We start from the raw sequence: 19392 nt of genomic DNA on the forward strand, positions 1-19392 counted from the left end.
GCGTGAGAATTCAAACACCTGTTTTATGGCAAATATGGCTATCGTACGAAAAATTGCAGAAAATACGCTTTGGTTATTCCTGGGCAGGGTTGTGATCGGAATTTTACACCTGGCTACAATGGTTCTGCTGGCCAGATATTTGGGTGTAGCAGATTACGGTAAATTCGTATTCGCAATGGCATTTCTGGCGTTTTTTAACGTCATAAGCATATTTGGTATCGATACAGTATTAATCCGAGAAATTTCTAGAAACAAAACAGCGGCCTCACGATTGATAGGTTGCGGTTTTTTTGTCAAAATTTTTTTTTCATTTTTTGCTATCACTTTAACCATTTTACTCACCTTTTTTTTAGACATACCGTCTGAATCATCAAAAGTTATCTTTATCCTTTCCATAACTATCTGGTTTAACATTTTCAGAACGCCTAAAGTCATTTTCGAAGCACACCTCAAATCAATTTATTTGGTGTTAATTGAATTAACGGGTAAGGTCCTGGCCCTGATTTTTATTTATATTGCAAGTGTATTTGGATTCAACTTATATTTTGTTGCTCTGACCCTGATTATTTCTGAAATTCCTCCTTTAATACTTTTCTTTAAAAAAGCAAAATGCTTCACTGCAATATCATTAATCTGGGATACACGAACAATTAGATATCTTCTAAAAGAATGCTGGCCACTGGCAATAATGGCATTGTTTGTGACACTTTATTACCGAGTAGATACGATAATGTTATCCTTTTTAAAAGGAGATGAAGCCGTCGGTTTCTATAATGGCGCGTATATCATTTTAAGCAGCCTGCTTTTATTACCTGATGCCTATGTCAGGTCCGTTTTTCCATTGATGAGTGACTTTTATCAAACAGGTATTGCATCACTAGCAAAAACGTTTATCCGTTCTTTCAAATACCTAATAACGGCAGCCATACTGATCGTTTGTGTGGGCTTTATGTTATCCAAAGAAATTATTCTATTTTTATACGGTGAAGCGTTTCTTCCATCAGCCCGTGCTTTGGAAATTTTAATTTTTGCAGGTGGAATTATATTCATAAGCACGCTTGTTTCCACCACGTTGACAGCAGTAAACAAACAAAAGATTAACATGTGGCTTTCTTTGGTAAATGTTGTGTGCAATATCATTCTAAACCTACTTCTAATCCCCATGTGGAGCTACATTGGCGCGAGCATCGCCACCGTAATCACTGAAAGTATCGGATGCATCTTTGCGTTCGCATTTAATATGAAAAATTTTAATATTTCTTTTCTTAAGTGGTCATATTTTCATCATCTCAAAATTTGCATCCCGATAGCACTATCGTTATTTTTAATAAAAGCGTTAAGCAGCCTCCACCTTCTATTGATTATTCCCCTTGTCACCCTGATATATTTTCTTGCTTTACTTATTCTTCAGTGGTTTGATGATGAAGACAAATCATTGATAAAACAGATGTTGAAAGGTTGATTATGAAAGTTTTACTTATAAATCCCCCAACTTTTCAAGAAGAAAAACCTTCAATCCCGCCGCTTGGTTTAGCATATATCGCCGGTGTTCTCCGTGAAAGGCATTTTGAGGTTGACATTATTGACTTCGACTTAGAGAGGGACAAGTTTCGAAACCTTGCAAAAATAATAGATGATTTCTGCCCGGACATATTGGGAATCGCAGCGCTGACTCTTCAGGTTGACAACGCATACACAATAGCAAAGATTGTAAAGCAAAAATCTCCTGAAATTCTTGTTGTCGTTGGCGGTCCCCACCCCTCCTCGTTGCCGGAAAGAACTTTGAGAGAAGCAAAAGGCAATATCGATATTGTCGTAATCGGCGAAGGAGAATATACTTTTCTTGAAATTGTAAAAGGGAAAAACCTAGAAGATATCGAAGGTATATTTTACCAAAAGAACAACCGCATTTTTAAAAATGCACTTCGCCCACCCATTGCCAATTTAGACGAATTGCCGATGCCGGCAAGAGACCTTTTGCCTATACATAAATACAGAGGATGGGGCCCCTTAAAGAAGACACCCACCACGCACTTGATTGCCTCACGAGGGTGTCCTTTTGACTGTATATTTTGTTCGGAAAAATCTGTTTTCGGCAATCGTCACCGCAAAAGAGGTCCCCAAAAAATAGTCGATGAAATTGAATATCTAGTAAACACATATGGTATGCGGGAATTGGCGTTTTATGATGACCTTTTCACTTTAAATAAAACGCAGGTTTTAAATATCTGCAAGGAAATCCAGAATCGAAAACTCAAGATCGATTGGAAAACCCTCAGTCGGGTCAACACCGTTGATGCTGAGATGCTGACATCCATGAAAGCATCCGGTTGTTGGCTGATTTCCTACGGCTTTGAGTCCGGATCACAAGAAATTTTGAACAATATTCGGAAGAAGCAAACTATCGAACAATGCCTACAAGCAGCTGAACTGACCAGAAAAGCAGGTATTAAATTTTTTGGCTTCTTTATGCTTGGAAATGTCGGGGAAACCGAAAAGACCATCTGCCAGACAATTCAGCTGGCACAAAAATTACGACCGGATTACTTTCAGTTTACCATTGTACGACCCGACCCGGGTTCATATCTCTATAATTTATACCGAAATGATATTGAAAATGCGAAAATATCCTGGAAAGAATATTATGCATTTCCAAAAAAAGAAAACAAAATGCCGGTTGTTGGAACCGAACTTTCAACAGTGAAACTGTTTCAGTATAAAGATGCCGCATATATGTATATGAGTAAAAAAGCGCTGTTGAAAAATTTAATTAAAGGCTTCATCGCAACAGATGTATATCGGATTAAAAAAGCATTTGCAATTTTAATGAAGCCCCAGAGGTGTTCGCTATGAAGAGCCAATTAAAAGGAAAAACCGTTTTAATTACTGGCATTTCGCGTGGAATCGGTCGTGAGCTGGCGTATAAATTCGCCTCTAAGGGAGCACACATTATAGGAGCGGCGCGTAATAAAGCTCAGGTTGATCTGCTTATTAAAGAATTAACGGATAAATTTGAAATAAAAGGCCTGTCCATTGAAGGCAATGTATCAAGACCAAACGAAGTAGACGATATTGTCAAAAAAGCGATCAACACGTTTTCCAGGATTGATATATTGATCAACAATGCCGGTGTTGGCAGTTTTAATTTTGTTACCAATTTTGAGAATGATTCATGGAATGAAATGATTGCAGTCAATCTGACCGGAACCTATTTATGTGTTAAAGCCGCCCTGCCGTTTATGTTGAAGCAGAAAAATGGTGCTATTATTAATATTTCATCGATATGCGGTATAGAGGCTTACGCTGAATGTGCCGGTTATTGTGCTTCAAAGTACGGCATTGTTGGGTTCAGCGAGGCGCTTGCGAAGGAAGTTACAAGTGAAAATGTTATTATCTATGTTTTATGTCCCGATATAGTTGACACCGGTTTTGCGAATAATAGAAACGCCAATCTAACAGATAAGGAAAAGATGCTCTCCACCGGCGAGATTGCAACCGTGGCCACTGATTTACTTGAACAGAAGTCAAAATCACAAATTTGTTTGATTAAAATACATTTGCTAACAAGGATCTTTCGCAAATTCGGTATTGAAAAAAGAAAAGTAAAAGTAAAAAGGATTCGATATATATGATTGTATTGATTAATCCGCCCAATCCACCTGGTAAGATTTCAAACAAAGACATGATGGGGGGATTGGGCCAGCTCTATGATAAAGGCGGGGCGCTTGTTCCTCCGATGGACTTGCCTTACACAGCCGCCGGTCTTTTGCAACGAAATATTCCAGTCAATGTCATTGACTGTCTGGGGCTGCGATATGATATCAAAAAGTTGTTAGAGGAAATAAAAGCCATAAAAAACATCAAGCTGATAGCGATACGCACCTCTTTACCCACTTATGCTTTTGATCTGCAAACTGCTTCTCTCTTAAAAGAAGTTATTCAGGTTCCACTTGTATTTTTCGGGCCCTATGTATCTCTAATTCCCGCGGAAACTTTAAGACAGCACCCCGTTGATATTGTGATAACTGGAGAGCCTGAAAACACATTTGTCGAATTATGTCTAAAGGGTATCAAAGAAACAAATGGCATTTGGTATAAAAGTGTTGACGGGGAAATAATAAAAAATAAACCCGCTGAGAAGCAATACAATCTCGATGACCTTCCTTTTCCGGCATGGAAACTCATGCCATACAGAAATTATCGTCTGCCCGGAAGGCAATTTCAAAAGAACGAACCGTTTCTACCTATATTAACTTCACGTGGCTGCCCGTTTGGCTGCGAATATTGCCCATATCCGGTTTTGCAGGGAAAAAAATGGCGCTCCCGCTCTGCAGAAAATATTTACGGTGAATTAGAATACATTGTTGAAGAACTCGGCATAAAAAACCTGCTTTTTAGAGATCCGGAATTCACTTTAAATCGGTCAAGAATCATAGAGCTTAGCAGAAAAATTAGAAAAAACAATTTGGTTTTTTCCTGGCGATGTGAAACCAGAATCGACACCTTGGATGAAAATCTCATTGACGAGATGACAAGTGCTGGTTGCATCGGTATAAACTTTGGTATCGAAACCAGCGATCCTGAAATTGCAATGAGAGTAAACCGTAAAGTTTGTGATGAAGAGCGAATGAAACAGTTAATTCAATATTGCCAAAGTAAAAATATCAGTGTGTTTTGTTTTTTCATCATAGGATTGCCCGGTCAAACTAAAAAAGAAATTTTCAACCTTATCGATCTTGCTAGTAAATTAGATCCGGATGAAATACAAGTCACATATGCAACACCATACCCAGGCACAAAATTATCAGCCTGGGCAGAGACTAATGGCTACATTGTTGATCGCAATTTTGAAAATTATACCGGCTACCATCCAGTCATGCGAAATGAGTATTTTACAGCCGTTCAATTAAAACGCTTTTTTCGTTTTGCCCAGCATTGCTTTCATATGCGCCAACGATTAAAAAGCCATAGAATTAGCAATGGCGGCTTTTTTCAACCCGTGACGGAAGGTGCCAAAGAACACATTCTGAAATTGGAAAGATTGTTTTTATTGAGTCTAGGAAAATGAGAATTTTACAGATTTGTGACTATTACGAACCTCATGGAGGGACGGAGCATTATGTATTGAATATTTCCAATGCGCTGGAAAATCTGGGCCATAGGCTTATCATCGCATATGGCATACAAAGCAACAAAACCTTAAAACATGAAAATAGACATGAGTATTTTCTACCGGCGTTGATGAATCCAGAAGGATTAATTGACGAAAATTCGGATAGGGCATTAAATACGATTATTTCAAAACATCATCCCGACGTCGCTTATTTTCATAATATTCCAAATTATGCGTTAATTAAAACATGCTCAGAGCGTCTTGCAACAGCAAGGTATATACACGATCACAGGTTCTTTTGCCCCAAAGGGGACAAAATGTTTATCATCGGTGGCAATACATGTGATTTTCCAATGAGCATCAGTTGCTATTTTAATACCTTTTGGCGGGGATGTCTTCACCCGTTTCCAAACATATCTTTGCCTTTGATCAAAAATAAAGTGCGCGCCTTTAAAGCGCTCAAGAATATCCAGTTAGTTGTCGCCAGCCAATATATGAAAAAATGTTTGATTTACAATGATTTCTCACCCTCCGCCATAGAGGTGATCCCTTATTTTTGCAGCTATGACAGAAAAACAGCTGTTGAATTTAACGATTTTGTATTTTTTGCCGGGAGACTGATCAAACAAAAAGGAGTAAGGTATTTAATCAATTCAATTCCACGTTGGCCAGAGCAGCTGAACCTCAAAATAGCCGGTGACGGTCCTCTCGAGAAAAGATTGAAGTCTTTAGCACAAAAGCTCGGGGTTTCCCATAGGATTGAATTTTTAGGAAGTCTACCCAACAGTGATATAAAAAAGTATTATGAAACGTGCTTATTAACCGCTGTACCCTCAATTTGGGATGAACCTTTCGGCATAGTAGGATTGGAGGCAATGTATTGCCAAAAGCCAATTGTGGCTTTCAACGTTGGCGGTATTACGGATTGGCTTATAGATGGACTGAATGGGTTTCTGGTGAAAAGAAAAGATGTACGAAAGTTAGCTGACAAGATAAGTTATTTGTTTTACCATAAGGAAATTGCCGAAAAAATGGGAAAAGCCGGGAGTAAGATTTATCAGGATCAGTATGAAAAAGACCATCATCTTTCTCGATTAATAGAGGTCTTTGAAAAAATCAGCGCATGAACAAAACGAAAACATATCTTATATCGAATTATAAATATCTATCATCTTTTTAGCCGATTCCCGCCAGCTGAATCTTCTAATATTTTTTGATCCCAACTTAATATTATTGGTTCTAGCATTTGTATCTTTTAATATGGCTATGCATTTAGCAGCAATATCTTTGATATCATCAGGATCAAACATCATTTCCGGATAGCGCATCACTTCGGGTAGAGAGGAAGTCTTGGACGTGAGCACCGGGCAGTCGCATCGCATGGCTTCCAGCGGCGGAATGCCGAATCCTTCCATAAAGCTGGGATAGACGAACAAACTGGCATTGCAATAAAAACAGCCCAAATCAGAGTCCGGTACAAAGCCCATCATATGAATAGATGACCGGCAATGAGATTTTTCGATATACTTTAGAGTGGGCTGATAGTCCCAGCCTTTTTTGCCAACGACGATCAGATCTTCTCTGATATTATGGCGATCTTTTAAATTTTCGAAAGCTTTGACCAGATTCAGTAAGTTCTTCCGTGGTTCAATTGTGCTGACGAATAAAACATAATCATTGACAATATTATACTTTTCGCGGAGCAAATCTTTACCGGCCTTTGATTTGGAATCCGAATGTATGTGCCCGGGACCACAATAAAGCACATTCACCTTGTCTGCATCGATGTTAAAGGTGTTTATAATTTCCTGTTTCGAAAATTCCGATATCGTAATAATTGCATCGGCCTTTTTAATCGACATTCTATTGAAATAGCGCGCAAGGAAAATTTTTATATTACGGTTGAACGGATAGGCTTTGTACATGAATAAATCATAAACCGTAATCACACGTTTGGATTTTAATTTGTAGAAAAAGCCGCCAGGGGCAAACCGATGAATGATATCGAATTTTTGCGGATTTCTAAACAAATACCAGCTATCTGAGAACATGATCGGAAAAGTGCGGTAGTATTTATACAAAATTTCATTTTTCGAATAGATTGGATCCGGATTTTTTTCATAATGCAGCAGAGTGTAGGTATTATTCGTATCGATATTGAGAATGTTTTTAACGAGATTATAGGTGTAAGTACCAACACCGGCAGGGCTTCTTTCTATCGGATAGGTGATCAACCCAATGTTCATAAACATCACTCAAGAATCAGTAGTGGCATCAAAAAAGAGGTGTTATCTTCGCTGGAAACATTACGAATGAAAAAGCCACGGATCAGCTTTATACTCTTGTGTACCATTTCAGGTCCTCTTCTACCATTTCCTTGACCAGATCTTCAAAAGATATGTTGGGCTGCCACTTTAAATTCTGATGCGCTTTGGACGCATCCCCCTGCAGAACATGAACTTCAGAGGGTCGATACAGCTCTTGGTCGATGGTCAGGTATTCACGATAATCCAGGTCGACATAACCGAAAGCGGTATCAAGAAATTCCTTGACCGTGCGGGTCTGCCCGGTGGCAATCACATAATCGTTCGGTTGGTCCTGCTGAAGCATCATCCACATGGCCCTTACATAATCCTGGGCATGGCCCCAATCCCGCTTGGCGTCGATGTTTCCTAAACGTATCTCCTTTTCCAGCCCTAGTTTAATCTTTGCCGCCGAAGACGAGATTTTGCGAGTCACAAATTCAGCTCCCCGGCGCGGTGATTCGTGGTTGAACAAAATCCCGGACAAGGCAAACAACTCATATGCCTCGCGGTAATTTCGGGTGAGCTCAAAGCCTGCCATCTTGGAAATACCGTAGGGCGAACGGGGATGAAACGGGGTTTCCTCGTTTTGCGGGGTCGTTTTAACATGTCCAAACATCTCACTGGAAGCCGCAAAGTAGAAACGACATCGGGGCGCTTGTCTTTTAATCGCTGACAGCACATAGTGGGTGCCGTTTAGGTTGGTATCGATGGTCGAAAATTCATCTTCAAACGAATAGGACACATAACTCTGGGCAGCCAGATGATAGCATTCATGGGGTTTGAGATCGGCAATAATATTAAAAATCGAGGCATAGCTTTCCATAGAAGCGCTGTGAACGTGAATTTTATCCAAGATATGCCGAATGCGCCACATCCTGGCCCGCGGGTCTTCCAGCGCCACTCTTCTGATAATTCCATGAACCTCATAACCTTTTTCAAGTAAAAATTCTGCCAGATAACTGCCATCTTGACCAGTAATGCCGGTAATCAGTGCTTTTTTCACTTCGTCCTCACTTTTTCTTTGTAAGTATCAGGTTGCGCAGCAATTCACCCACTGGTAGCAAACACTGCCTCGCGCAGTTTTTCAACCTGGGTGTCTAAATTATAATTAATTTTAACGGCGGCCCTGCCCTTTTGGCTGAATTCACGCTGTTTGTGCTTATCCTGCAACAACGCCACTATCTTTTGCCCCAGGGCAGCTTGGTCGCCGTAATCGACCAGATAACCGCAATTACTGGTTTGTACAATGTGCCTCAGTGAATCCACCCGGGTACAGATGACACTGGTTCCGGCTGCCATCGCTTCCACTGCCGTCAGACCGAATCCTTCAAAAACAGACGGAACCACGATGCATTGTACTTTATTGTACCACATATTGAGTTGATCATCTGGAATAAATCCCAAAAATTGCACATTTTTAGACAAGCCCTGAGCGTTGACAAACTGCTCGAGCTCGACAAGGTCTTTGCCCCTACCACCGAGGTACAATTTCACCGCCGGTATGTGTTCGACAACATGGGGCAACGATCTCAAGAGAAAATCGGCGCCTTTGCGCTTATCGACCCGACCGACAAAAAGAAGACTGTTGGGTATTTTTTCCGTTTCCGCCAGCGGAGAAAAACGCTGCATGTCCACCCCCGGATGAATCACGACCAGCTTTTCCGCTGTGATGCCATATTTTTCAACCAGCATCTGACGGCTGTCGTCTGAAATGCAAATAATTTTATCTGCCAGGCGATAGGTGCGTCGCTCAAATGGCAAAAACACTCTCTTCCAGAATTGCGATACGATATAATGCGATTGTTGCCACCAGGTATGATAGCAGGTCGCAATGATCGGAACACCGACGTTTTTTAACAAGAACAGTCCGCCGGGTCCACATTGGATATGCATCCGGGAAAGATGGTATTGGCAAATCAGCTGGGTGATATTGCGATGCAGCCAAAAAGAAGTGCTTAGATTTCTTAATTTCTGATGCAACGGTGGATGCACCCGAATATGATTGGGGATGTCATTGATGCAGGGTGAAAAAATAACCAGATCGGATTCCGGGATCCGCTGTGTGAACTCATAGACATAGCGCCCAATACCGCCAATATTCGGATAAAAATCATCACTAAACAAGCCCAAAGTCATCGTTATCGCACTCTCATTGTCCCTTGACGGGACTTTAAAGGTCGTCAAGGAGTGGTATAATCCTCAAACATGACATCCGGACAATGCGGAGTTGGCCATTAGGTTAAAGCCTCAGCATAGCGTTGATAGATGCGGGACCAACTAAAGGTCACCTTGACAATCGATTGGATTGCTGCGCTGTTTAGGTTAATATTCTTAATGGCATTCACAAAACCGGCAGTATCTTTTTCTGGAACCAGCAGACCGGTCTTGCCATCCAAGACTGCGTCACGAATCCCCTGCGTATCGGTGGCAATTACCGGTAAACCACAGCTGCCGGCTTCAAGTGCCACGATCCCGAAACCTTCCATGTCACCGGATAGGCTGATATTGGGCATCACAAAAATATCGGATCCATTCAGAATACGATCCCTTTCCCGTCGGGAAAGAGCGCCCAATAAAAAGACACGTTCTTGTAAATGATGCCTGACAATCACGGTTTTGATGCGATCATACTCTGGCCCCTGACCCACTACCAAAAAATAATAGGTGTTATCCAAATGCGGCATGACGTGTGCAACGAACCAAGCCACGCCTTTGCGCTTCACCAGACGACCGACGGTCACTAGAATGGTTTTGTCCAAAACCGCTGCCCCAATGCGCTCGGCAATCTCTGCTTTAAGATCATTTTTGGAATGGGATAGCTTGATTTCTTCCGGGTGAATGCCATTGGGAATAACAATGCACTTGTCTAAAGGTATTTTCCTTTTGATGCATTCTGCACGGGTGGCACTGCTAACGCATATTATTCGATCTAATCGGGCCACACACCACGGGATCACCCATTGAAACAATGGATTGCGATAGGTAATGTCGAGTCCATGAATACTGATGGATACTGGCTTACGGGTTATACACTTCAGCAAAACCCCGATTGGCGCTAAAACTCCGTCACATAGGTGGATATGGTAGATGCTATACCGCCAGACGATATAAAGCGCCCGCAACAAACTATAGGGCAAGAACCAGACCAGATGGATATTGGATTGGGTCAGAGCGATTTTGTTAACCGAATGATACTTTTTAAATTCATTGATCAGATGGTAGCTATAGATTTCCAGACCGCCGATTTTAGGTGGATAATTTCGGGTTATAAACAGAAATCGTTCTTTCATAAGTTTCTAAAACGGTTGTTGCCCTTATGGTAGTTTTGATGCCGGATAGTTCAACTGGGTATGCTTGCGTTTGATGCCGACAACATAAGCGCATGTCAACGTAACCGTGATGTTGCCTCTATCGATCTGATTTTCGCCGCTTCATAGGAATTTTGCGTTCACGTCTTTCAAATCTGAGCTGACAAATTTGCTCGGATATCAAACTCATCATAAAAATGATGATGGCTGAAACATATAAAAGGGCGCTCATATTAGTAAATCGTCCTTCGGTGATAAATGAATACAGATACCGCAGACTGCCCAGCATAAACATGATAATACTCACAGGCAGAAACACCCGCATGGGTGAGTAAAGGGTGCAGATCCGAATAATCATCATAAAAAAGCGGATACCGTCCTGAACCAATCGAATATTGCTGTTGCCCTTGCGCCGGGGCCGGGCAGTGATAGGGATATATTTCACGCTTCTGCCGGTTCTTAATACACCTAAGGTAATGGTGGTTGGGTAAGAGTAGGTATTGGGGAGCAAATAGACAAAGCTGCGCGCTACATCGGCTTTAACAGCCCGAAATCCGGATGTCAGATCCTGAATCTGGAACTTTGATACATATGAACCGAGCCAGTTGTAAATTTTATTGCCGATGCTGCGCCCTATGGAAGCTTGACTTCCTTTGGCACGGGCGCCGACCACCATATCGAATTCGGGCATATGCGCCAGCATCCGACCCATATCTTCGGGGTCATGCTGTCCATCTGCATCCATAAAAACAAGAATCTCACCGGTGGCGGCGCGGATACCGCTTTTAATGGCAGCGCCGTTGCCGATGTTGTAGGGATGACTATATACCCGTGCGCCGGCATCAGCCGCAACTTCAGCGGTGTTATCATCAGACCCGTCATCAATCACCACAACTTCAAACTCAGGATATCGCTGCAAAATGCGATGAATCAGGTCTGCAATCGTTTGTGATTCATTAAAGGCCGGAATTACAACTGAAACTTTAGTATCTGTCATTTTATGTTTGATGGTTTGAGTTGGTATGGCATTGATCGTCATTCAGAAAAAGGTTGATTCAGCACATGGTAGTTTGCGGATGTCCTTAATTATATTATAAATTCAATGTATTTACAAGGGTCTGGCAGAAGATTTACAGCGCCCCCTGATGCCTGGCAGATGGTCTCCGATTGGTATTCCAGATAGCAGCATCACCAAACCCGGAATAAAAAAACATCTGCTTTAGGCCGCACATTGGGCAAAGGCGGCACTATCCGGCATACGCCCCATTTTGGGGGAGATGTTCAGTGCAGATCTGTGATTTCCAAAACGTGATAAACATCTGCTGAAAAAAGCTTACGGGTTCTGGTCGCAAGAAAAGTGTTAAACATTTGTCGCTGGTCAGCGGTCAAATAATTAAAAGTGAACATTTTAAATAAATCTGCGCGGATCAATAGGTGTGAAAAATCGTGCGATTGCAGGGTGTCTGCCAGCGCATTTGCGGAAGTGGCGGTCGCAATGGCTCTTTTAAAGAAATTGTCGTCACAAACCATCTCTCGGTCGCTGTAATAAATGCGATTTCCCAGATAGAGCGCCAACAGCTTGGTTGTTGGCGGAAGTTGCTGGTTGATAAATTGGATGGCCGGGTACTCTTCGCGATACCGGGTAATATAATCGTCTCGTCCAATTTGCCCGGTTAAATAAGGGATCGCTTTGACATACCCAAACTGTTTGATCAGATATTGCCCATTTAGTGACAACAAACCCACTACGGCTACCGCCAGCAAGACAACTCCCATCCGATACCTGCCAACTGGACATTTTTTTTGGATCGTGCAGATGGTCTGATACAGGCCGATCACAGACAATATAACAAGGGGGGGAATAATGGGCGCAATGTAGCGTATTCGCATATCAATTTGCAAAAATGTGTACAAAAGGAACAAAACGGAAAAACCGATTAAAACAAAATTTTCTCTTTTTTGTCGATATGCAAGCCCTTTAAATCCGACAAAAGCCAAAAAGGGGAATAGAAACAAATACGGATTCAAACGGCCGTCGAAAAATTTCGGATTATCATCCTGGCCCTGAAAAAAAATTCTGACCGGGGTTGTTACCATTTCTAAAAATGTTTCGTTGAGCGCTCTTTTACGCAATGCAAAGTGTCCGAGATCGCCATCACCTGCTATCACATTCGTGTTGACGCTTGGCGCCGCAGCAGGATCCGGCTCATGATCGGCCAACTGAATGGCATGAAACACCTTTTGGTACAGCGGGTAGATGGGATTTCCGGTCCAACGCAGATTTCGAATCATCCAGGGCGAAAATACCAGCAAAGACACCATGATAAAAATCGCTGCGGCCTGGATGCTCCTCAAAGATATAAAGATGGCTGTGTTTTTCTGCCGAAGGCCATTGGCCGCTAAATCCTCTTTAGGCGCACCGTTATTTAGCTGAGTCCTTATGTACAGAATCGGAATGAAACAGGTTAGCAAAAAAAAAGAGATCAAGCCGTTGTATTTGGTGCCGAGAGCCAGACCACAAAACAGACCGGCGATACCCAAATAGCGAATTTGAAAACCGTTAGCCGCCCATTTCATGATATAAAATAGGGCCGCAGTTGTAAAAAAGACCAGTCCCAAATCAACATAAACGGTGATAGACAGCTTTATAATCACAGGCAATGATAAAAACATCAGGGCCCCTAAGAGGCCATAGGAGACGCGGGTCGTGCGCTCCTTCAGGAAGATAAATATCAGCCATGCGGTCAACAACGCAAAAGCAAAATGGATGTATTTGGGTATAATATCGTTTTCGAAGTAAAGCGGGATAAGGTATAGCAAATCCAGATTCATCGGATAATATGAAAACACCACCGTTGGTATTTCAGTCATACCCCCGGACTTCAGATAGAGTTTCGGCACCGCCAGATGATGTGTGAGCGCGTCCCTGCTTACGGGTGGAACTGCAGCCATCAGCAACACGCTAACGATTAAAACCAGCAGCGTCCCAGCAATGAGGTATTCAAACCGAAAGTTGGTGATCATCTGTTTCTTTATATCTTCGAATGTCATCTTGGGATATTACTCTAAATAGGGTTGAATGATATCGGCCGGTATCTTGCCGGCATAAACGTTGCCATTGATAACGAAACTAGGGGTTCCCAGAATTCTGAGCTTCATGCCCTGCCAGATATCTTGTGAGAGTTTTTTTTGTAGAACAGGATCGTTAATGGCACGCACCAAATCAGCAGTTTCCAGACCAGTTTTTTGGGCAACCCAGCGCAGATCCAATTTTTTTTGGCGCCCCGCTTTTTCAAACAACAGATCATTTACTTGCCAGAATTTGCCTTTGGAGGCCGCATAGATGGCAATCAGCGCCATTTTCCCCGAACCGACATGAAACGGCTTTTTAACGATATAGTTAACCTCATGATCCATGGGATAATGGCGGTGAATAATTTTTAATTTACCCGCTCCGTTGCTCACTATCTTTCGAAAAAAAGCGTGCATTTTGCGGCATTGAAAACACTGATAATCACTGAACATCTCTATTTCGATTTCAGCGTTTTCAGCGCCAAACCATGGATGCCCATCTACTGTAATTCCGTTAGGCAACGCACGCGACAGGGGTTCGGGATTCAACTGCCAGTAACGCGGCATGCCGATCAGCATAACCAACACAACCACTGAAAATATAGCCACTACCGGCAAAATGGCTCTTTTGTGCTGCCACAGCAGTTTTAGATCATCTGTGAACTGTTCGATCAAACTGCCGGAAGCAAACCGTCGACGAATCAGCCAGGCATACCATAGCAGAAATAAATTGACGAAATACGTCACGATGCACAGGATGCAATAGCTGCCAATCAGGTAGCTGGAAACAGCCGCTAGTCCAATGCTCAGCGTGGTGAACACGGCTGAAATCAAAAATATCAGAGACCACATGCGAGCATCCCTGCCCTTTTGCTGCCAAGCTAAGGGCAGCAAAAACATCAGCAGGACATATCCAATGATTCCCCAGACAGGGACCGGGATAATAAAAATTGAGTATGGAGACTGGGAGACCGTGTCACAGTTGATCGCATTGGAGATGGCACAAAAGCTTTGATACTGCAAATCGGTGTAGTTTTTGTAATGCGAGTAGGCCAGATAAAACGATACAATAAACCCTGTTACAGCCAGGAGCAGTACCGGGAGAAAATAAGCGCCAAACGAAAGCGGCTTAATGGGTCTTTTTGATTTCATTCGCCAATGCGGTCCGATTTGCTACGGTATTGCGCTCGAAGGCTTTCAATCAGAAGCGCGTCCTTTTGTGGCACAACGACTTCATCCTTGTAGATTTTTTGAGAGAAGATTTTACGCAGCCACGCAATCATTTTATCAATAGGCACCTTTGAAAGCAACTCTTCCATGGTTGCATTGCTAGCCACAGCGTCTCCGGTATCCACCTGGCTTTTTACCCACCACAGCAGGGCAATCCGCGACCTTGCTGTTCGTCTGAGTGCTTCGGTGAAAAACAGGTTGGCTTTGTGATAATTACCCATCGAATAATAACTGGCACCAATATTGATCAGAAATTGCCCGTGCAAGGGTGCCAATTGTAAGCACTGTCTGAAGAGCAAAAGCGCTTCGCGCGGCCGATTCTGCTTCCAGAAGATAACCCCTTTTAAATTCAAGGCTTGTATATTTTGCGGATACTCAACAAGAATGGAATTCAATAAAGACAAGGCTTCATCCAGTCGGTCTAACTTTATCAGTGCCAGCGATAGACGATGGCGCGGATTAATACCGCGCGGAGCGCTTTTATATGATTTTTGCCAAAAGTACGCGGCCTTTTCAAGATCACCCCGAAAATGATGAACAGCTGCGATATTATTCCATATCATGGGTTCCTGTTGTTTATTGGTTTTTTCACGTTCCAGCGCTCGCTGATACAAGACCAGCGCCGTATCCCAGTCGCCAACATGCTGATAATGTGACCAGGCCAGATTGTGGTATGGACGACTAGAATTAGGTGCCTTACTCATCGCGTCCTCCCACAGATACTTTGGCGAGCTCCAGTCGATATTACGAACGTAAGTCCCGGTCCCTATCCCCATTATTAGCAGCGGAATAAATGCCATCAAACCATAATAGACAACCACATTTTTCTGATGGTAAAGATCAATTAATCGCCTCAATCCAACGGCCATTGGCCAGAAAAGAAACAAGGACGGCAAATAGTTACGATGTTCGAAAATGAGTTCAAGGGGTATGATACTGGATTCAATCACATGATTGAGAAAAAAGAACAAAACGGCAAATGACAGAATCGGCCATTTCTTGATCCGAAAAACGGCCAAAGCAATGATGGCCAAAACCATAATGATGCTTGGCAGCGTCGTCCAGGGATGAAAAAGCGATGTGGAAATGTCAATGTCATGAACAAGCGATAGGCGATGAGGTGCCGGATAAAAGATGAGCGTCAAATAAAACAGAATAATCCTGGGCTGTGTTAAAAGCCGTTCGAGGGGTGAAAACAATCGTTTTTCATAGTTAAGCAACGCTATTGGATCACCGCTGTAAAAAAGAACTGTACCACCGATTACGATCGCGATACCCAGTGCAAGCGATATCCCTATAAATGCCAGGCGCACCTTTCTGCAGTCCAGATCCCGGAAAAAGACAGCCTCAATCAGCAGCAGCGAGAACGGCAGTATGGCCGCATTTTCTTTGGTAAAAAACGCCGCCAAAAAGCTCAAACTGCAGGTTGTAAATAAAAGCGCCTGCTTCAATGTAAAATTCTGCGATAGTCTGGCTTTGACGTAAAAGAAGATACTCAGGACATAGAACATACCGCACATGGATGCCATCCGCTGAACGATATATGTAACGGCCTGGGTCTGAATGGGATTGACCGCCCATAGGATTGCGGCCAGCAGACTAATAAAAAACACCTGACGCCGGTCGTATTTACCATCCAGGCACGGTGTACTACTCAGTGCCCGGAGGGTCATAAAAAGAAAAAATGCGCTCAATATATGGATCACCAAATTGATAGCGTGATACCCGAATGTATGATCTTTGCTCAGATACCAGTTTAGCGCAAAAGAGGAAAGCGCGAGTGGGCGGTTTAGATGGCCGTCTTGCAGATATGAAATAAACGGTTGCGCTACTGTTGATAAACGCGGGTATTGGGCGTGGACTTTAGGGTTGGTGATGATACTGGCATAATCATCAAAATGCCACGGCACGTCGAAGCTGTTACTATAGGCCAAAAACAATATAAGACCCAGCAACACAAAGGCGCGCCAGCCCGGTATATTGGCGGAAGGTGACTTATCCTTAGGGTTCATGAATTGGGTGATTGTCTATTAATAAAGAATAAAGGGGGGAACCAAACGGTTCCCCCCTTTGTATTTCAATCGATCGCTAGCAGATTATGATCCCCAGCCGCCGGAGTTTCCGGTATCTGTACCAAAGTAAACATAATAAACTTCGTTATCTTTGACGACATGCGGACAGCGTCCTGCGTCATCGCCGACCGTAACGATGGCGCCGTTACCGGTTGTGGTCAGAGTGGTATTATTCGGATTATTCAAAATAAGCTCTTCTGCCTGCGTTAACTGAGCCAGAGTGGGTATGGCGGTGTGATCCGGATCCGCAAAATAACTGGATAGTGCGGCTATAACGTTTTGGGCATCTGTTTCTGATTTGGCGCAATAGGCCTTGTCACGGTAGCGAATAAAATTTGGAATGGCTATGGCCGCTAAAATTCCGATGATGGCAATAACGATCATCAACTCGATCAGGGTAAAACCTTTTGAATTTTTGTTGCTAAGTCTTTGTAACATTGTTTAACCTCCCATGGTTTAATGATTTTTGATATTGTATTTTATGCGTTCTTGAATTCCCTATATTGGTTTTAGAATCGCGCTTGCCGTTCCGAACCCACCTCCTTTTCAAATGATCAAATATGTTTGCCGTTAAGCAAAGCAAAACCTATGCCATGAGCAAATAAATTCGAAAAAAATTTATATCTAACTGATATTAATTGATATATTTTTTTACCAGGCCAATTTCATAGATGGCTTCACCTGTCAAATTTTGCGCATTTACAATAAACCGGCAGCCTGTTGACAAATTTTGTCAGATGCCAGTGGTTTGATAACCGGCAAGATGTCATCTGCTATGCTGTATATCGACCAATTTTAAAATTTCTAAAGCAAAATGTTGATATGACAGGAAAATGGCAGTTGGTTGGGGTGCGAAGAAAGGTAAAATCCGGATCAGGTATCGATACCCAGCTTATCTAGTCGGTAGCGCAGCGACCGAAAACTAATGCCCAGCAATTCAGAGGCTTTGTTCTTGTTGCCATTGCTGCAATCCAGGGCTTTTTTTAGATATCCGCGCTCAATTTCTTCCAGGATGCCGTCCAGTGAGACACCACGAGACACCTCATCCAGGTCAAAGCGGCGATCTTTAAAGCCTTCGATCCAGCGGCGTTTGTGCAGCGATAAGGCCAGGCTGTCGGGCAGGATAATATTGGTGGTGGATAGCGCCACACTGCGTTCTAAAAGGTTTTCAAGTTCACGTATATTACCCGGAAAATCATATTTTTTAAGCAAATCAAGCGCATAGGAAGAAAACTTCGTAATTTCTTTCTCCATTTCGGTGGAATATTTTTCCAAAAAGTGTTGCGCCAAGGCCCGCAGGTCCGCTTTGCGCTCCCTAAGTGGTGGCACTTTGATTTCGATCACATTCAGACGATAAAACAGATCTTCGCGGAAATTGCCGGCAATGACCTCCTCCTCCAGCGCTTTGTTTGTGGCGGAAACAATCCGGATATCAACTGAAATGTCGTCGTTGCCGCCCACCGGTTTAAAGACCTTCTCCTGGACGGCTCTGAGCAGCTTGACCTGAATCGGCAAACTCAATTCGCCGATTTCATCCAAAAATACAGTACCTTTATGCGCGGTCTCAAAAAGCCCGATTTTATCGCTGGTGGCACCGGTGAAAGCGCCCTTTTTATGTCCAAACAGCTCGCTTTCCATGAGGGTCTCCGGTATACCGCCGCAATTAATGACCATAAACGGTTTGCTGCTGCGCTCACTTTCCTGATGTATCGCCTTGGCAATGACCTCCTTGCCGGTGCCGCTTTCCCCGGTAATCAGAACGTTGGTTTTGGTTTTGGAAACCTGTTGTATCAATTTATAAATATGGCGCATGGCCGGGCTGTTACCAACGATCATGCCGAAATGCAGGTTTTTTTTCAGCTCGTCATCGATCTGCTTTTTTTCATGTTCGATAGACCGCAATTCAAGCGCTTTGGCAATGGTTGCCAGTAATTCATCTTTATCAAAGGGTTTGGGGACATAGTCGTAGGCGCCCTCATTCATTGCCTCCACTGCTGTTTCGGTGGTGGTATAAGCGGAGATCAGAATCACCACATTGTCCGGATTTTGCTTTTTAGAGGCCCGTAGGACATCCAGACCGGTAATATCGCCGAGTCGAATATCACATAGCAACAGGTCAAAATGATTTTTTTCCAGCACGCTGATCGCCTCTCGACCGGTCTCGGCACAGGTAACGGCATACCCTTCATTGGTCAACATGTATTCCAGCAGCTCACGCATGCTGAGTTCATCATCGACGACTAAAATTTTAGGAGCGCTTTGGGTCATTGTTTTTTCCCCGGGTTAGAGCA

Annotated in this window: 14 protein-coding genes and 1 pseudogene; 5 read left to right on the plus strand and 10 right to left on the minus strand. The window is 43.0% G+C overall.

Annotated features, from left to right (window positions below):
* Window positions 1-34: 34 nt before the first annotated feature.
* Genes QNJ26_10665 through QNJ26_10685 form a run of 5 tightly spaced genes read left to right on the plus strand, consistent with a single transcriptional unit; the run spans window position 35 to window position 6240 of the window.
* Window positions 35-1462, plus strand: a complete 1428-nt coding sequence (locus QNJ26_10665; protein ID MDJ0985998.1) for a flippase — start codon at window positions 35-37, stop codon at window positions 1460-1462.
* 2 nt (window positions 1463-1464) lie between these two features.
* Window positions 1465-2853 (plus strand): radical SAM protein, encoded by a 1389-nt coding sequence (locus QNJ26_10670; protein ID MDJ0985999.1) that lies wholly within the window; start codon window positions 1465-1467, stop codon window positions 2851-2853.
* A complete protein-coding gene (locus QNJ26_10675) occupies window positions 2850-3632 on the plus strand; it encodes an SDR family oxidoreductase (GenBank protein MDJ0986000.1) in 783 nt (260 codons plus the stop codon). Before QNJ26_10670 ends, QNJ26_10675 begins: the two co-directional genes overlap by 4 nt.
* Complete coding sequence (locus QNJ26_10680) at window positions 3629-5068, plus strand: radical SAM protein (GenBank protein ID MDJ0986001.1); 1440 nt, start codon at window positions 3629-3631, stop codon at window positions 5066-5068. The genes QNJ26_10675 and QNJ26_10680 overlap by 4 nt, the downstream gene beginning before the upstream one ends.
* Entirely contained in the window at window positions 5065-6240 is a 1176-nt protein-coding gene (locus QNJ26_10685) for a glycosyltransferase family 4 protein (protein MDJ0986002.1), read from the plus strand. Before QNJ26_10680 ends, QNJ26_10685 begins: the two co-directional genes overlap by 4 nt.
* A gap of 18 nt (window positions 6241-6258) precedes the next feature.
* Here the strand turns inward: QNJ26_10685 and QNJ26_10690 are convergent, their stop codons facing one another.
* The 10 genes and pseudogenes from QNJ26_10690 to QNJ26_10735 all read right to left on the minus strand — a co-directional run bounded on the left by QNJ26_10690 (window position 6259) and on the right by QNJ26_10735 (window position 19369).
* Window positions 6259-7359: a glycosyltransferase family 1 protein gene (locus QNJ26_10690; protein MDJ0986003.1), complete on the minus strand. Its 1101-nt coding sequence runs from the start codon at window positions 7357-7359 to the stop codon at window positions 6259-6261.
* 88 nt (window positions 7360-7447) lie between these two features.
* Window positions 7448-8422 carry a GDP-mannose 4,6-dehydratase gene (locus QNJ26_10695; GenBank protein ID MDJ0986004.1) on the minus strand — a complete coding sequence of 325 codons (975 nt, stop codon included), beginning with the start codon at window positions 8420-8422 and terminating at the stop codon, window positions 7448-7450.
* Window positions 8423-8466: 44 nt separating this feature from the next.
* On the minus strand, window positions 8467-9555 hold the full coding sequence (locus QNJ26_10700; protein MDJ0986005.1) for a glycosyltransferase family 4 protein: 1089 nt from the start codon (window positions 9553-9555) through the stop codon (window positions 8467-8469).
* A gap of 98 nt (window positions 9556-9653) precedes the next feature.
* On the minus strand, window positions 9654-10709 hold the full coding sequence (locus QNJ26_10705; GenBank protein MDJ0986006.1) for a glycosyltransferase family 4 protein: 1056 nt from the start codon (window positions 10707-10709) through the stop codon (window positions 9654-9656).
* A gap of 118 nt (window positions 10710-10827) precedes the next feature.
* Entirely contained in the window at window positions 10828-11724 is an 897-nt protein-coding gene (locus QNJ26_10710; protein ID MDJ0986007.1) for a glycosyltransferase family 2 protein, read from the minus strand.
* Between the two features lie 284 nt (window positions 11725-12008).
* On the minus strand, window positions 12009-13778 hold the full coding sequence (locus tag QNJ26_10715) for a phospholipid carrier-dependent glycosyltransferase (GenBank protein ID MDJ0986008.1): 1770 nt from the start codon (window positions 13776-13778) through the stop codon (window positions 12009-12011).
* Between the two features lie 9 nt (window positions 13779-13787).
* A complete protein-coding gene (locus tag QNJ26_10720; GenBank protein ID MDJ0986009.1) occupies window positions 13788-14951 on the minus strand; it encodes a vitamin K epoxide reductase family protein in 1164 nt (387 codons plus the stop codon).
* A complete protein-coding gene (locus QNJ26_10725) occupies window positions 14948-17041 on the minus strand; it encodes a tetratricopeptide repeat protein (protein MDJ0986010.1) in 2094 nt (697 codons plus the stop codon). Before QNJ26_10725 ends, QNJ26_10720 begins: the two co-directional genes overlap by 4 nt.
* A 390-nt stretch (window positions 17042-17431) precedes the next feature.
* Window positions 17432-17539: pseudogene (locus QNJ26_10730) on the minus strand (prepilin-type N-terminal cleavage/methylation domain-containing protein).
* 435 nt (window positions 17540-17974) lie between these two features.
* Window positions 17975-19369, minus strand: a complete 1395-nt coding sequence (locus tag QNJ26_10735) for a sigma-54 dependent transcriptional regulator (protein MDJ0986011.1) — start codon at window positions 19367-19369, stop codon at window positions 17975-17977.
* Window positions 19370-19392: the final 23 nt, after the last annotated feature.

This window comes from Desulfobacterales bacterium (assembly GCA_030066985.1).
Lineage (GTDB): Bacteria > Desulfobacterota > Desulfobacteria > Desulfobacterales > JAHEIW01 > JAHEIW01.

Bases quoted from the DNA above. Each gene is read 5' to 3' on its own strand.
- QNJ26_10665 (MDJ0985998.1), top strand. From the start codon at position 35: ATGGCTATCGTACGAAAAATTGCAGAAAATACGCTTTGGTTATTCCTG.
- QNJ26_10725 (MDJ0986010.1), bottom strand. From the start codon at position 17,041: ATGAACCCTAAGGATAAGTCACCTTCCGCCAATATACCGGGCTGGCGC.
- QNJ26_10685 (MDJ0986002.1), top strand. From the start codon at position 5,065: ATGAGAATTTTACAGATTTGTGACTATTACGAACCTCATGGAGGGACG.
- QNJ26_10735 (MDJ0986011.1), bottom strand. From the start codon at position 19,369: ATGACCCAAAGCGCTCCTAAAATTTTAGTCGTCGATGATGAACTCAGC.
- QNJ26_10710 (MDJ0986007.1), bottom strand. From the start codon at position 11,724: ATGACAGATACTAAAGTTTCAGTTGTAATTCCGGCCTTTAATGAATCA.
- QNJ26_10720 (MDJ0986009.1), bottom strand. From the start codon at position 14,951: ATGAAATCAAAAAGACCCATTAAGCCGCTTTCGTTTGGCGCTTATTTT.
- QNJ26_10675 (MDJ0986000.1), top strand. From the start codon at position 2,850: ATGAAGAGCCAATTAAAAGGAAAAACCGTTTTAATTACTGGCATTTCG.
- QNJ26_10690 (MDJ0986003.1), bottom strand. From the start codon at position 7,359: ATGAACATTGGGTTGATCACCTATCCGATAGAAAGAAGCCCTGCCGGT.
- QNJ26_10670 (MDJ0985999.1), top strand. From the start codon at position 1,465: ATGAAAGTTTTACTTATAAATCCCCCAACTTTTCAAGAAGAAAAACCT.
- QNJ26_10705 (MDJ0986006.1), bottom strand. From the start codon at position 10,709: ATGAAAGAACGATTTCTGTTTATAACCCGAAATTATCCACCTAAAATC.
- QNJ26_10715 (MDJ0986008.1), bottom strand. From the start codon at position 13,778: ATGACATTCGAAGATATAAAGAAACAGATGATCACCAACTTTCGGTTT.
- QNJ26_10680 (MDJ0986001.1), top strand. From the start codon at position 3,629: ATGATTGTATTGATTAATCCGCCCAATCCACCTGGTAAGATTTCAAAC.
- QNJ26_10700 (MDJ0986005.1), bottom strand. From the start codon at position 9,555: ATGACTTTGGGCTTGTTTAGTGATGATTTTTATCCGAATATTGGCGGT.